The 15126-nt window shown below is 35.6% G+C and carries 12 protein-coding genes; 6 read left to right on the top strand and 6 right to left on the bottom strand.

Annotated features, from left to right (window positions below; all coding sequences use genetic code 11):
* Positions 1-8: 8 nt before the first annotated feature.
* Genes NAT51_RS03830 through NAT51_RS03820 form a run of 3 tightly spaced genes read right to left on the bottom strand, consistent with a single transcriptional unit; the run spans position 9 to position 1964 of the window.
* On the bottom strand, positions 9-605 hold the full coding sequence (locus tag NAT51_RS03830) for a LemA family protein (protein WP_250595483.1): 597 nt from the start codon (positions 603-605) through the stop codon (positions 9-11).
* Between the two features lie 55 nt (positions 606-660).
* Positions 661-990 (bottom strand): MerR family transcriptional regulator, encoded by a 330-nt coding sequence (locus tag NAT51_RS03825; protein ID WP_250595481.1) that lies wholly within the window; start codon positions 988-990, stop codon positions 661-663.
* Positions 990-1964, bottom strand: coding sequence for a M23 family metallopeptidase (locus NAT51_RS03820; protein WP_250595479.1), 975 nt, complete (start codon positions 1962-1964; stop codon positions 990-992). The genes NAT51_RS03825 and NAT51_RS03820 overlap by 1 nt, the downstream gene beginning before the upstream one ends.
* A gap of 184 nt (positions 1965-2148) precedes the next feature.
* Between NAT51_RS03820 and alaS the strand changes: the two genes are divergently transcribed.
* Positions 2149-4785, top strand: coding sequence for an alanine--tRNA ligase (alaS, locus tag NAT51_RS03815; RefSeq protein ID WP_250595477.1), 2637 nt, complete (start codon positions 2149-2151; stop codon positions 4783-4785).
* Between the two features lie 50 nt (positions 4786-4835).
* Entirely contained in the window at positions 4836-5351 is a 516-nt protein-coding gene (locus NAT51_RS03810; protein ID WP_250595475.1) for a hypothetical protein, read from the top strand.
* Positions 5352-5406: 55 nt separating this feature from the next.
* On the opposite strand, the gene NAT51_RS03805 is transcribed toward NAT51_RS03810, so the two are convergent.
* Entirely contained in the window at positions 5407-7167 is a 1761-nt protein-coding gene (locus NAT51_RS03805; RefSeq protein ID WP_250595473.1) for an ABC transporter ATP-binding protein, read from the bottom strand.
* 219 nt (positions 7168-7386) lie between these two features.
* Between NAT51_RS03805 and NAT51_RS03800 the strand changes: the two genes are divergently transcribed.
* The 4 genes from NAT51_RS03800 to NAT51_RS03785 are packed head-to-tail and all read left to right on the top strand — an operon-like array spanning position 7387 to position 12714.
* Positions 7387-9873 (top strand): XrtN system VIT domain-containing protein, encoded by a 2487-nt coding sequence (locus tag NAT51_RS03800; RefSeq protein ID WP_250595471.1) that lies wholly within the window; start codon positions 7387-7389, stop codon positions 9871-9873.
* Between the two features lie 38 nt (positions 9874-9911).
* Complete coding sequence (xrtN, locus tag NAT51_RS03795; RefSeq protein WP_250595469.1) at positions 9912-11102, top strand: exosortase N; 1191 nt, start codon at positions 9912-9914, stop codon at positions 11100-11102.
* Between the two features lie 42 nt (positions 11103-11144).
* A complete protein-coding gene (locus NAT51_RS03790) occupies positions 11145-12092 on the top strand; it encodes a GSCFA domain-containing protein (RefSeq protein ID WP_250595467.1) in 948 nt (315 codons plus the stop codon).
* Positions 12093-12102: 10 nt separating this feature from the next.
* Positions 12103-12714: a DUF4230 domain-containing protein gene (locus NAT51_RS03785; protein ID WP_250595448.1), complete on the top strand. Its 612-nt coding sequence runs from the start codon at positions 12103-12105 to the stop codon at positions 12712-12714.
* 48 nt (positions 12715-12762) lie between these two features.
* Here NAT51_RS03785 and NAT51_RS03780 read toward each other — a convergent pair whose 3' ends face one another.
* Together NAT51_RS03780 and NAT51_RS03775 are read right to left on the bottom strand one after the other, a co-directional pair.
* Positions 12763-13074, bottom strand: a complete 312-nt coding sequence (locus NAT51_RS03780; RefSeq protein WP_250595446.1) for a rhodanese-like domain-containing protein — start codon at positions 13072-13074, stop codon at positions 12763-12765.
* 59 nt (positions 13075-13133) lie between these two features.
* Positions 13134-14891, bottom strand: a complete 1758-nt coding sequence (locus NAT51_RS03775; protein WP_250595444.1) for an aromatic amino acid hydroxylase — start codon at positions 14889-14891, stop codon at positions 13134-13136.
* Between the last annotated feature and the right edge of the window lie 235 nt (positions 14892-15126).

The following is a 15126-nucleotide window of genomic DNA, read 5'->3' as shown; positions in this document are numbered from 1 at the left end:
TGTGCAGCTTATTTTTTGTTACCAAAATCAAATTCTACATCCGGAGCTTTTTCGGCACCTTCTTCAGCTTTGAATCTTGCCATCTCATCAAATCCAAACATTTTGGCAAAAAGAACAGAAGGGAATGTTTTTATTTTTTTGTCGTATGTATTAACCGAATCATTGTAACGGTCTCTTTCTACATTAATTCTGTTTTCTGTTCCTTCTAACTGAGATTGTAATTCAAGAAAGTTTTGGTTCGCTTTCAGTTCAGGATATTGTTCTACAGTTACCAATAATTTAGATAAAGAACCTTTTAATCCATCCTGTACTTGTTGAAATTGAGCTAATTGCTCAGGAGTAACGTTAGTTGGGTCTATTGTTACAGAAGTAGCCTTAGCTCTGGCTTCGATAACAGCGGTTAAAGTTCCTTTCTCAAAATCAGCAGCTCCCTGAACTGTTTTAACCAAGTTTCCAATTAAGTCATTTCTTCTTTGGTAAGCACTTTCCACTTTAGACCAAGCTGTTTTGGCATCTGCCTGAACACCCACTAATCCGTTATAAGATGAAATTGCGAATACAACTAATACCCCGATAATAATTACCGGAACGATCCATTTTTTCATATTTGTTTGTTTTAATTATTTGAATTTATGATTGTACGGAAAAGTTGGAAAAAAGTTACAATTCATTTTTGATATTAATGAGTTGTGTTTTGATGGTTTCCAATTTGCGTATAATTTCAAATTTGTCCAGTGTTTTTTTCTGGCCTTCCTTCAGATGTATTTTTGCGCCTTCAAGTGTAAAGCCCCTTTCTTTGACCAAATGGTATATTAACTGAAGGTTTTTTACATCTTCAGGAGTAAACATGCGATTTCCTTTCGCGTTTTTCTTTGGTTTCAGGATATCGAATTCCTTGTCCCAAAAACGAATGAGCGATTGGTTTACGTTGAAAGCTTTGGCGATCTCGCCCATACTGTAGTATAATTTTTGAGGTAAATCGATGTGCATCAGTCAAAAGATTGGTTTTCTTGTGTGGCCATTTTAGCAATCGCAGTATATTCAACGGCTGAAATATCACCGTAATAGAAATTAATTGGATTGACTACTTTTCCGCCTTTATGTACTTCATAATGTAAGTGAGGCGCCTGACTACGTCCTGTGCTTCCCACAAATCCGATGATGTCACCACGTTTTACACGTTTTCCAGGGCGGCAGTTGTAGCGACTCAAGTGTGCATAAACAGTTTCGTATCCAAAACCGTGGCTTACCACAATATGATTTCCAAAACCTGAAGCACCTGCATCGGCTCTGCGTACCACACCGTCACCGGTTGCATAAACGGGAGTTCCGGTTGGCGATGTGAAATCCATTCCTTTGTGCATTTTACGTGCCTTTGTAAATGGATCGCTTCGGTATCCGAAACCGGACGCCATATGTTTTAACTGCTCATTTTTAACCGGTTGGATGGCTGGTATTGAGGAAAGAAATTTCTGTTTGTTTTTGGCCAGTTTCAAAATATCATCCAATGATTTGGATTGTGTGGCTAATTCTCCTGAAATGGTTTTAACCCTTCCGTTGGTGAAATTGATGATTTTTTGATTGTCATAATTGATTAATTGCTTAAAAGTAGCTTTGGCATTTATACTGTCTTTTACTTCATCGTCAAAACCGGCCGAGTTGAAATATACTTTATAGATGTTGTTATCCCTTTCCTGCATGGCAAGTATAACTTCGTCCAGTTCGTCTATTTTTTCATTTAAAAGCGCATAATTTATTTTCATGTTTTCCAGCTGGCGTGCCTGGATTTTATCTTTCGGAGTTTCAAAATAACTGGAGTTTGAAGCGATGAAAAAAGAAAGGAATCCAAATAGAGCCGAAGCTAATAAAAACAAGGTGATGTAACCTATATTTCTGGCTTTTTTGGGTTTTATTTTCCGGTAGGCTAAATTTTCGGTATCGAAATAATATTTTACTTTCCCCATTCCTTAAAAATGTACTATTTTTGCACACATTATTACAAAGAAACGAAATATTAGCCAAAAAGTTAAACTTTTTAAAGCATAAACTTTTGTCATATTTTGTAATTATGAAGGAGTCAATTTGTTAATTCAGGTATTTGATTGAAACTCAAAAGCCTGATTAAATATAACCGAATAAAGTTAAATAATGAAATCACAAGACATTCGTAGAAAGTATTTGCAATTCTTTGAAAACCGTGGTCACTTGATTGTGCCATCGGCGCCTATTGTTTTAAAAGATGATCCAACCCTGATGTTCAACAACTCGGGAATGGCCCAGTTCAAAGAATTCTTTTTAGGTAACGGAACGCCTAAAAGTAAGCGTATTGCCGATACTCAAAAATGTCTTCGTGTTTCAGGTAAACATAACGATTTGGAAGATGTAGGTTTTGATACCTATCACCATACCATGTTCGAAATGTTAGGAAACTGGTCATTTGGCGATTACTTCAAAAAGGAAGCATTGGCTTGGGCTTGGGAGTTCTTAACAGAAGAATTGAAAATTGAAAAAGACCGTTTGTATGTTTCGGTTTTTGAAGGAAACCCTGACGAAAATGTTCCGTTTGACCAGGAAGCATTTGATATCTGGAAGCAATATGTTTCAGAAGACAGAATCATTTTAGGAAATAAAAAAGATAACTTCTGGGAAATGGGGGATCAGGGACCGTGCGGACCTTGTTCTGAAATTCATGTTGATTTGCGTTCGGAAGAAGAAAGAGCAGCCGTTTCAGGCCGTGATCTGGTAAATGCTGATCATCCACAGGTTGTTGAAATCTGGAATAACGTATTTATGGAATTCAATCGTAAGGCTGATAAATCTTTGGAAAAATTACCGGAACAACACGTGGATACAGGAATGGGATTTGAGCGTTTGTGTATGGCAATGCAAGATGTAACTTCAAATTATGATACTGATGTGTTTACACCGCTAATCGCAAAAGTTGAAGAAATTACTGGATTGAAATATACCAGTAACGAAGTTAAAAATATCTCGGAAGAGCAAAATAAAATCAATATTGCCATCCGTGTAATCGTAGATCACGTACGTGCAGTTGCATTTGCTATTGCTGACGGCCAGTTGCCTTCAAATACAGGTGCCGGTTATGTAATCCGTCGTATTTTGCGTCGTGCGATTCGTTACGGATTTACATTCTTAAATACAAAAGAGCCTTTTATTAATCAATTAGTTGCTGTTTTGGCTGTTCAGATGGGAGAATTTTTCCCGGAAATCAAAGCACAGCAAAATTTGGTTACCAATGTAATCAAAGAAGAAGAAGCTTCTTTCCTGAGAACATTGGATCAAGGTTTACAATTGTTGGATAAAGTGGTTTCAGAAACTAACGGAAAAGAAGTTTCCGGAGCTAAAGTTTTTGAATTGTACGATACTTTCGGATTTCCGAAGGATTTAACGGCTTTGATTCTGAAGGAAAAAGGATATTCCTATAATGAAGCTGAATTTGAAGCTGAATTGAAGAAACAGAAAGACCGCTCACGTGCTGCTTCTGAAATGTCTACAGATGACTGGACGGTTTTAATTGACGGAAATGTGGAAACTTTTGTTGGGTATGATCAAGCTGAAAATGATGTAAAGATTACCCGTTTCCGTAAAGTGGATTCAAAGAAAGACGGAATTTTATACCAAATTGTTTTGGATAATACACCTTTCTATCCGGAAGGAGGAGGGCAGGTTGGTGATAAAGGAACTTTAGTTTCGGCTAATGACACCATTGAAATCATCGATACCAAAAAAGAAAACAACCTGATTTTACATTTTGCCAAAAGTTTACCTGAAAATGTAAATGGTACATTTCAGGCTAAAGTAAATACCGAATTGCGTGATTTGTGTGCAAGTAATCACTCAGCTACACACTTGTTGCATCAAGCATTGCGTACTATTTTAGGTACACATGTGGAGCAAAAAGGATCATTGGTAGCGCCAAACTATTTGCGTTTTGACTTCTCACACTTCTCAAAAGTGACCGATGAAGAGTTAAAACAAGTTGAGGATTTTGTGAATGCAAGAATTCAGGAACATTTACCTTTGATTGAAAGGAGAAGCATTCCGTTTGCACAGGCTATTGAAGAAGGTGCTATGGCACTATTCGGAGAGAAATATGGAGATAATGTACGTGCAATAAAATTTGGTGAAAGTATGGAATTGTGTGGAGGAATCCATGTGAAGAATACAGCAGAAATCTGGTATTTCAAAATTGTTTCGGAAGGAGCTGTTGCAGCAGGTATCCGTCGTATAGAGGCAATTACTAACTCTGCGGTGAAAGATTTCTTTGCAAATCAGGAGAACTTGATTGCTGAAATTAAAGAGACGTTGAAAAATCCGCAGGATGTAATGAAATCAGTTGTTTCATTACAGGATGAAAATGCGAAGTTGAAAAAACAAGTAGAACAACTGTTAAAAGAAAAAGCGAAAAACCTGAAAGGTGAATTAGCTTCTCAATTGCAACATATTAACGGAATTGATTTCCTTGCCGTTCAGGTTGATCTGGATGCAAACGGAGCTAAAGATTTAGCTTACGAATTAGGAAATAATAAAAGTAACCTGTTTGCTGTTTTGGCTACAGTTGCAGAAGATAAACCAATGTTAACTTGTTATGTTTCTAAAGAATTAGTGGAAAGCAAAGGATTGAATGCCAGTCAGGTCGTACGTGAATTGGGTAAATATATTCAAGGTGGCGGTGGCGGTCAACCTTTCTTTGCAACGGCGGGAGGTAAAAATCCGGCAGGTGTAAAAGAAGCTTTGGAGAAGGCAATTGAATTTGTGAAATAAAATAATTAATTAGATCTTATAAAGCGGAATTTTTTCCGCTTTCTTTTTTTATGAAAAAAATAAAAGTATTACTTGCATTCTTTTTAAGTTGTCAATTACAAGCACAGGAAACAAATACATTCGAAGTTAAAGCAATTGAAGGAGGAATTGGTATTTATACTGATTTAGGAAGTGACGGAATGAGAGGTTTGGCTATTAACGGAGAGTTGATAACCGGTTATAAAAAAAATCTCTTTTCATTGAATTGTATGACGGGTTTTGGGTTGGTAAAACAAAATGACGGTAATCATGATTTACAGGCAATTATGACAATCGATATGTTGTACGGAAGAGAATTTCAACTATCAAAAGTTATTTCTCTTCAACCACAGGTAGGAGTTGGATATTTTGCTAATGGAAACACTTCAGATTCAGGGAATAAAGAAGCTATCGGATTTCCTGTAAGAGCAAAATTATATTTCAAAACAAGTGACGATTTTAAAATAGGTATAAATCCTAACGTGAATTTTAATAATGTAAATACATTTTATTCAGCGAATATATTATTAGCTTTTACTTTTGATTAAGAGAAGAAAGTAATAACAACAAAAAAGCCTTTCAATTGAAAGGCTTTTTTGTTTTTTATGCAACGGCGGTACTTTTCCGTTCTCCTATTTGTTGTCTCCACATGGCATAATACAATCCTTTTTCGTCCAGTAAATCCGAATGTTTACCCTGCTCGATGATTTTGCCTTGTTCCAGTACGAAAATCTTGTCAGCGTGCATGATCGTTGATAAACGGTGGGCAATAAGGATGGTAATTCTGTTTTGGTCAGAAATACTTCTAATTGTACTGTTGATTTCTTCTTCTGTTATAGAATCCAATGCTGATGTTGCTTCATCAAAGATCAATAAATTAGGATGGCGCAATATGGCACGGGCAATTGATAAGCGTTGTTTTTCCCCTCCGGATACTTTTATTCCACCTTCTCCTATAGTTGTGTTTAGACCGTTTTCGGCTCTGTTTAGCAATTTTTCACAACTTGCCTTATGTAAGGCGTCCAGCAATTCCTGATCGGTGGCATCGGGTTTAACAAATAATAAATTCTCTTTTATCGTTCCGGAAAACAACTGAGCGTCCTGAGTTACGAATCCTAATTGTTTACGTAGCTCTAAAATATCAATTGCTTTTGAATCTATACCATTATATAAAACTTGTCCTTGCGCCGGTGGATACAATCCTACCAGTAATTTTACCAAAGTTGTCTTTCCGGCTCCTGAAGGTCCTACGAATGCAATGGTTTCACCTTGTTTTATGTCAAAATTAATATTTTCTACTGCGGGTTGGCTCGCCGATTTATGTTTAAAACTCACATTGGAGAATGTCATCGATTTTATGGTTCCGATTGTCGCTGGATTTTCAGGACGGTGTTCTGAATTTGCTTTTAAAAGCTTCTCGAAATTTTCCATTGAAACTTTTGTTTCATTTTTAGCAATGATGTAGGCGCTTAATTCCTGTAACGGATTAAAAATGAAGAAGGTGAAAAACACCATTGTTAAAAGGTCTCCCACAACAATTTTTCCTCCGAATAAAAAATAATACAACGTGAAAACTACGCAGGTACGCATGAAATGAACTGTAGTTCCCTGAATAAAACTTAAACTTCTGATAAAGCGGACTTTCTGTAGTTCTAGATGTAAAATTTTGTGTGTATTTGAATTCAAGCGTTCTTCTTCCTGATGGATAAGTCCCAAGCTTTTTACTAATTCGATGTTGCGTAAACTTTCGGTTGTCGATCCGGCAAGTGAATTGGTTTGCTGTACAATTCTTCTGGAAACAGCCTTGATTTTTTTGCCCAAAAATGAGCTTACATAAGCAATGATCGGAGCAGTTAAAATAAATATGACGGCAACTCTGTAATCAATCCTTGATATATAAACCAATACGAATATGAAACCGATTATGGTCTGGAAAATCAATGAAATGGAAAGTGTAATTAGTTTTTCTGAGTCGGTGCGGACTTTTTGCAGTTTGCTCAAAGTTTCTCCGCTTCGTTGATCTTCAAAATCTTCATAGGGCAAATCCAATGATTTTTTAATTCCGTCTGTATACATTTCAGCACCGGTACGCTGAATGACAATATTGGTAAAATAATCCTGGAAATTTTTAGTGATTCTGGAAATCATGGCTGCACCAAGGGAAAGCCCAAGCCAAAAGCCAACGGCCTTAATAAAATCCAATTCCCGTCCTTTATATTTGGCAATACCAACACCGCAATCCTGCATCAGTTTACCGGTAATAATGGAATCACTTAAACTGAAACAAATATTAATGGCGGCCATCAACAAGGCAAAAAATAATAGGGTTTTATGTTTTTTGAGATAACAGTATAGTAGCTTCATAGTGTTTTTGAATGGTCCGGTTGTTTGGCGGACGAACAAAATTAAGGAAATAAAGAGTGAAGAAATCGTTAAAATTATCGGAATAAATTTATATCGGAATAAACAGAAATAATGAGTATGATGCTTATTGTGATTTTTTTGAAAGTTTATCGAAAAATTATTTGCCGGTTTAAAATTTACAGTAACTTTGTAATTCAAAGTACTTTTAAAATTTTAATCATGAAAGAAAATTTTTTCAATAAAAAAGGGGTTTATGCAAGTATAGTGGTTACTATACTGAGTGTTTGTTTTTTGATAACTGCTTTGGTGGGAATAGAATTTGATGTCAGAGGCTTGGAGTCTGTTTGTCTTTTGGGTTTGCTCATTGAAATACTTTACGGGGGTATTTTTATCTTAAAAATACTAAACAATAAGAATGAGTACGATCATATAATACCATTTCTGTTCTTAAACTGGTTTGTAGGTTGTTTTTCAACAAATATTCTGATATGTGTTTTTGAAAATCTGCCTGTTTGGGTTTATGTTGTGACTTTTATCTTTTGTTTGTCTAACTTTTTTATCTACAATAACTACAAGCATAAAATTATAACACCTCTTGCTTATTTTTCGAATGGGATTTCATTTTTGATGATTATTTATTTTATGTTTTATTTAATCCCAATAATGCCGATTTCTTTTGTGGGTATTTTGGCTGTTGGATTGGGTTTTTACGGATTGGTACCGGCAATTGTATCTTTTTGGCATATAATGAAGCTGTTTTACAATGCCTCGATTGAAAAGAAAAACCTACTTCAGTTTTTTTCAGGGATTACATTAGGAATAGCCGGTATTGTCGTGTTTGTCATTGTACTGCATGGAGAGAATCAAAAAATAAACAGTTTTCTGATTACAAAAACTTTTGATACAAACAGTGATTTGCCGGGTTATATAAGAGTATCCCAAAATTTGGAACCTAATTTCTGCAATGAAATACTTCTCAAGAAAGGGATTGTTTATATTCACAGTGAAGACTTTTTTGAATTCAGGGGCCTGGATGGTTTGGGAACTAAACAATATAATGAAAGAAAGACGCACAATCCAATTGTAAATATTGCTTATATGTTTATGCATAATCTTTCGTTGACTGCTGATGACCGTATCAATATTCTGAAGTCAAATTTTGATAAGCGATTGGAGACTGAAGAACAATTATGGAGTGGTATGGATTTGGTAACTAAAAATATCAAGGAAGATGTTAAGATATATTCCAATGAAAGATTAGCATACACCGAAATTACAATGGATGTGGCCTGTGATGAAGGTTCTGGGCGCGTTGACAAGGAAGCTATTTATTCTTTTCAATTACCGGAAGGTTCTGTGGCAACGTCACTTTCTTTATGGGTTAACGGGGTGGAACGTAAAGGTGTTTTGACAACAAAGGAGAAGGCTAAAGCTGCTTATAACCAAATTGTAGGGGTGGAATCCCGAGATCCCTCATTAATGCAATGGAAAGAAGGTAATAGGGTTGTAGTTCGTGTTTTTCCTATCAATGAAGCTTTACCCAGAACTTTTAAATGTGGTTTTACCACACCGTTGAAGGTAAGTGGAAATGAAATGGTTTATTCCAGCTTAAATATTAAAGGGCCTAATATTTCAAATGCTGAAACATTATCCAGAATACAAATGGTTGGAAATGGAAAGTTTGAATCGAGTAAAGAATTTGAATTGAAAAACGGCTTTTATATCAATGAGTCAGAAGGTTTGGATAAGTGGGAGGCTGTCATGCCTTTGAATAATAATGCTTTTGGAAGTTCTTTTGTTTGGGAAAATAAGGCATACGAGATAAAGAAAACAGATAAAGAAAAAATTTCATTCAAACCGAGTGAAGTGGTTTTAGACCTGAATGCGAGTTGGGAAGAAGAAGAATTAGAAGCCATTTTAGAAAATTCAAATTCAACGTATTATGTATTTATTAATAATGAAAAACTGGAAATCAATAAGGAGAATTATGAATCTTTTTTTGATCAGTTTAAATCGTTACAGTACTCGTTAATCCCTTTTTACAAATTGAAAGAGAATGCTCTGGTAGTGACAAAAAGCGGTTCAATTTCAGCTAATTTTGAAGAATTGGAAGCATCTCCTTACCTTAAAAAAGTTAAAGAAAATGCTAAATCAAAAAATATAAAAGTAATAGCGATTTCTTCTGATATCAATCCGTTTTGGCAGACAGTAAAAGAACAGAAGTATGTAGATTTTCTGCAAACAAATCTCAAAGAATGTGTAGAGTTAATTGCTAAAAACCATTTTATAATCATTAGGAGAAATGAAAACCGTGTAAATCTCGAAGTGGCAGATGTTGCTATTGAAGAAAGTCCTGCCAATACCAATTCAAAAAACAACGGTTCCAATCATATTTTCAGAATGTACGCCTTTGCAAGGATTTTAGACGAACAAATCAAAATACAGGAAGATACTTTATCAACTAATAAATTTGTTGATCTGGCTAAAGAAGCGAATGTTGTTTCGCCGGTTTCATCGTTAATCGTACTTGAAACAGATGAAGATTATGAAAATAACGGAATTGAAAAAAATGTAAATACACTTGGTAATGCGTCGGTTAATAATGACGGAGCTGTTCCGGAGCCGCATGAATGGGCTATGATTATTATATTGGTATTGACTCTTTTGTTTTATTATAAAAGGCAAATGAATAAATCCGCTTATTAATGCAGTTTGTACTACAAAATAAAAAAACACTCATGATTATGATTCCAATAATACTGTTGGTCATGAATTATGAGTTGTTTTTTTTTGCTCTTGAAAACGATTTCTTCGGAGTTATTCTTTCTATGGTTTTGTTTTTCGTGGGAGGAAGGACAACAAATTTAAAAGTCCATTATCCGCTTCTTTTTTTACTGGTTTTGCTTGAATTTATAAGTTATAGATTGCATACGAGATCACTGCATTTTCTGTCATTGTGTATGATCATTTGTTTGACTTATTATACAATTACCAGGAGATTTTCATTTATAGCGTTTATCAGTTTGTTGTTATTTTCTTCACTGTTTAATAAGTTTTTTGAACATTTATCCGCAGAAATCAAACAGTGGTTGTGTCAGGGTGTGTATCTTACGTTAAAAAACACCATAAACATAGATAAGGCTGAAGGTGTCAATTTTTTCATCAAAGGTGCTAAAATTACCGTTGATACGGCTTGTATGGGCTTATCGATGTTTAAAACCGGATTATTAGCGGCTGCGGTACTTCTTACAATTGAAGAAAAAAAGAGCGGCTTTTACTATAAGAATATCCAAATCATTCTTTTTTGTCTTTTGGTAATACTCTTAAACATTGTTTCCAATTTCTTTAGAATTATCACTTTGGTTTTATTGGATTGTACACAGGAAAATGTATTGCATCATATGGTTGGTTTAGTCTGTTTTGGTTTGTATCAAATTATGCCGATGCTTTTTTTGATCCGTTATATCAAACCCAAACAAGAACAATTAAAAGAATTGGGTCACTCACTTGGTTTTTATCCTGTTTTGGGAGCATTTGTTTTGATTTTTATCACAAGTCTGGAAATTAAAAATGATCAAAATTTCAATTTATTGTACCAAATCGATCCGAAGTATGATATTAAAAAGGGGAAGTGGGTCAATCCCGAAGTCTTTAAAATTTCAACCCCGGAAAAACTAACGTATATCAAAGCGCCTTCCCACAAACCTTTAATTTGTTGGACAGGTGATGGGTATAAAATCTCGGAATCTGAAATTGTAGAAGTTAATCATTCAAAAGTCTGGTTTAACAAAATGGAGAAAAACAATCTGCACTACAAATCATTCTGGTGGTATGAATGCGGAAACAAAAAGTATACGTCATTTATTGATGTAATGTTGCAAAGATTGGTTTATAATAAACCAATACGTTTGATTAATGAAGTGGAAGTTGATTAAGGAAAACCAAATTTTGTATTTTTGGTAAAATTATAAGCCGCTATGCAATTCAGAACACAGATTCCGATTAATAAAACTGATTTTCCCATTGATTATCAGTCGGAAGTTTTGTCCTTAGGTTCCTGTTTTGCCGAGAATATGGGAGAGAAATTCGGGTATTTTAAATTCCGTTCAGTGGTAAATCCTTTCGGAATTATTTTCAACCCTGTCTCTTTGAAAAAAATAATAAGCAGAAGTGTCCATAAAAAGTATTTCACCGAAGATGATATTTTCCAGTATAATGGTTTGTGGCATTGTTATGAAGTGCATTCTGAACTTTCAAATCCTGATAAAGAATCTTTTTTAAAAGTTCTGAATGAACTAATAGAATCAACTTACCTGCAACTTATTAAATCTTCGCATTTTATTGTCACATTGGGAACAGCCTGGATTTACCGAAGTTTGGATTCCGGAGAAATTGTGGCAAATTGCCATAAGGTTCCACAAAAACAGTTTGGGAAAGAATTGCTTTCAGTGGCGGTAATTGAACAGAGTCTGGCAGAGATTATTTCATTGATTAGCTCTGTCAATTCTAATGCTAAATTCATTTTTACGGTTTCTCCGGTACGTCATATCAAAGATGGTTTTGTTGAAAACAACGTGAGCAAGTCACATTTGATTGCCGCTGTTTATAAAGTTGTTGCTGGATTTTCTTCTTCCAGCTATTTTCCAAGTTACGAAATCATGATGGACGAGCTCAGGGATTACAGATTTTATGCCGAAGATATGTTACACCCAAATGCAACGGCAATCGATTATATCTGGAGCCGTTTTTTTGAAAATTATATCGATGCCAAAGCATTTTCCGTAATGGAAAAAGTATCGGATATCCAAAAAGCCATCAGCCACCGTCCGTTTAACCCGGATAGTGAGAGTCACCGGAAATTTTTGGAAAATCTGAGCCAAAAAATCAATACATTAGCCATTGATTATCCTTTTATGAAGTTTTAAACGCCAATTTATGATCAATTTATACAAGAAACTATTTTACGGATTACTCATCCTTGTTCTGGGCTTTTTTACGTTTAAATTTTTTGCTTCTGATGATGAAGGTACAACTGAATACAATTCTAATTTAATTCAGGAACAGATCAAAAATGTGGGTAAATTAGTTGTTACCGAAGGTCATTTTTCGCAGGTGCTAACATTCAAAGATCAGGATCAATATCTGGGTGGACTCGTTTCTTTCGATAAAAAAGCATTGGTTGTAGTCAATTCAGATGTGACGGTAAGTTATGATTTGCGTAAAATGGAATATGAAATTGACGAGAAAAGCAAAACGATTACGATTGTCAGTATTCCTAAAGAAGAAATTAAAATCAATCCTGATATTCAGTACTATGATATCGAACAGAGTAAATTCAATGAATTTACCGGCACAGATTTTAATAATATCACTAAAAAAGTAAAAGCAGATTTGGCTAAAAAGATTGAGAAATCAACTTTGAAATCAAATGCCGAAAACAGATTGATCAGTGAACTGTCAAAGATTTTATTGGTTACCCATGCAGCCGGATGGAAAGTGGAGTATAAGGGTGAAAGGGTTACTTCCGAAAAACAATTCAAACCGTAAAAAAAAGAGACTTTCTGATGAAAGTCTCTTTTTCAATATATAGAGCAGTTAGTTTAATCTACTGTTCAAATCTTCCCAGCCACCGCCATTGATCACATCAATACCGTGTTGCTTCAGGATTGAAGTTGCCTGACCGCTGCGCATGCCACTACGGCAACATGCTATTACTGGTTTATTAAGGGATTTTATACTGCCAACAGCTTCTGTTATGGTGTCTAAAGGGATGTTTTTTGAATCGGTAATGTGACCTGATTCAAATTCGCCTACTGTCCTCACATCAATGATTACTGCTCCTTTTTCAATGAAATCTTTAATCTCACTGTTTTTGTCTCCTAAACCTAATATATCTAAAATGCCCATACTTTGTTTTTTATCAAAAATATGGGCATTCCGTTTTATTATTGGTGACTTTTGTTACATTAAGTTGAAACTTTCTCTAAAATCAAATCCAGTCCGTTTGTAATTAAATGCGTAATTTCCGGACGTCTTCTTTTTACGTTTTCCAAATGATTCACCACTTTGTCCATTAAATCATTGTTATGGTTTTTGTATGCCAGTTCAGCTATTTCTACCGATAACAGCCAATCGTTCGGATGGCATCCTGAAACAGCTCCGAAAGCTTCTTTTAAAGTGATTTCGGCTTCTTTGTTTTCGCGTATATTGCGGATGTTCAGGTACAAATTTTCCAGTTCTTCTCTTTCTTCTGTTTTCTTTTGCTTAATCGTTTTGGATGACGGAACGTGATTGATCATGTCAAAACTGTTCACATCGGCCGGACCTGAAAAAGCGGAAATAACTTCTTTACCAACGGCCATGTCGTAAATTCCCCAATCCGGACTGAATAGTAAAGTATCTCCTTGTGTTACGGTACAATTTTTGAACTTAATCAATAAAATTTTCCCCTGAATATTACGGGTTCCGGTGATAATTTCTCCAGAAACTGTAATGTCTCCTTCAAATTCCAATGTGATGTGTTTGCCTTCGTAGATGTCGTAGGCTTTTAAATCACGCGGACTCATGTCTTCTATTGCAAGGTTTATACCTTTCAGTTTTCCGATAGGCGAACCAAAACCTTCTGCATGATATTCGGTTCCATGGCCAACCAATTCTTTCTCACGGTAGGATAGAGCCGTTTTTCCGGTACATTGAACATAAACAGGTTTGTTGTCATGTTCTATAACATTGGTGAATACGCCTGAAATCTGTAAACCGGTACTCAATTCAATCGTTCCTAACGCTTTTGATTGGATGACTTTCTTGATTCCGGATAAACCACCCGTTCTCAAAGCCATCGTATTGGCAAATTCTTCAAGGATTTGATTCAGTTGTGCAAAATCTTGTGTAACATATAGCTGAGGTTGCGGTTTTGTAATGTCAAAGCTTTGATCAGCCGCAGCAATATCATACGGTATTTTCTTTACATTATCGGTCATGCACCAAGCACTTTCGCCAATTGATGAAAGTAATCCGGCTCCATATATCTTCGGATTTTCAACAGTACCAATTAATCCGTATTCAACTGTCCACCAGTGTAAATTCCTGATTTTGGACATTTCGGACAATTCTCCCATATTGTTCTGAAGGAAATCTACCTGCTCTTCTGCTTTTTTGACTTCTTCTTCCGGCGTATCTTCAGCTTCTTTTAAAATAGAAAGCAATCGTACTGCTTCATACATTTCATAATCCCTTGCAGATGAAATTGCCTTACATCCGATTTCTCCAAAACGACGTAAATATTCAGCATACTCAGGATTGGCTATGATAGGAGCATGACCGGCGCCTTCGTGGATAATATCCGGTGCCGGTGTATATTCAATATGTTCTAACTGACGGATGTCACTGGCAATAACCAATACATTATAGGCCTGGAATTCCATAAAGGCACTCGGCGGAATAAAACCGTCAACTGCAACTGCAGCCCAGCCTATTTCCTGTAAAATCCGGTTCATCCCGTACATATTCGGAATGTTTTCAATATCAATTCCTGTTTGACGCAATCCGTCCAGATAGGATTCATGAGCCACTTTTCCTAAATAATCTACGTTTTTGCGCATTACATAGCGCCACACGGCTTGATTAACAGGTGTGTAATCATTGTAATCCTGAGGTTTGATAAATTGCTTCAAATGCTTCGGAAGTCGGTCTATCAATGGGTTGCTTTCGTATTCTGTATTCATCGTTTTAATAGTTGTGCTCGTTTACAAAGTTAATAAATCTTAGGAGCTTATTCCTGCTGTCCGCTATATCTTTTTTTGAAGGCATTCCGAAACTCCATGCATTCAAAAAAAGGATGCCGCTTCCATCAGGGCTATTGGGGTTGTCTTAAAAATTGATATCTTTAGTAAAAATGAAATTTCAACTGTCCCGGAAATTGAAGGATGAAGATTGTTTTTTAACTGTAAAAGCATTCGG

The organism is Flavobacterium amniphilum (assembly GCF_023634845.1).
Classification (GTDB): Bacteria; Bacteroidota; Bacteroidia; order Flavobacteriales; family Flavobacteriaceae; genus Flavobacterium; species Flavobacterium amniphilum.
Note: the sequence above shows the minus strand (reverse complement) of the source record. Positions and strands in the feature narration are given on the sequence as shown.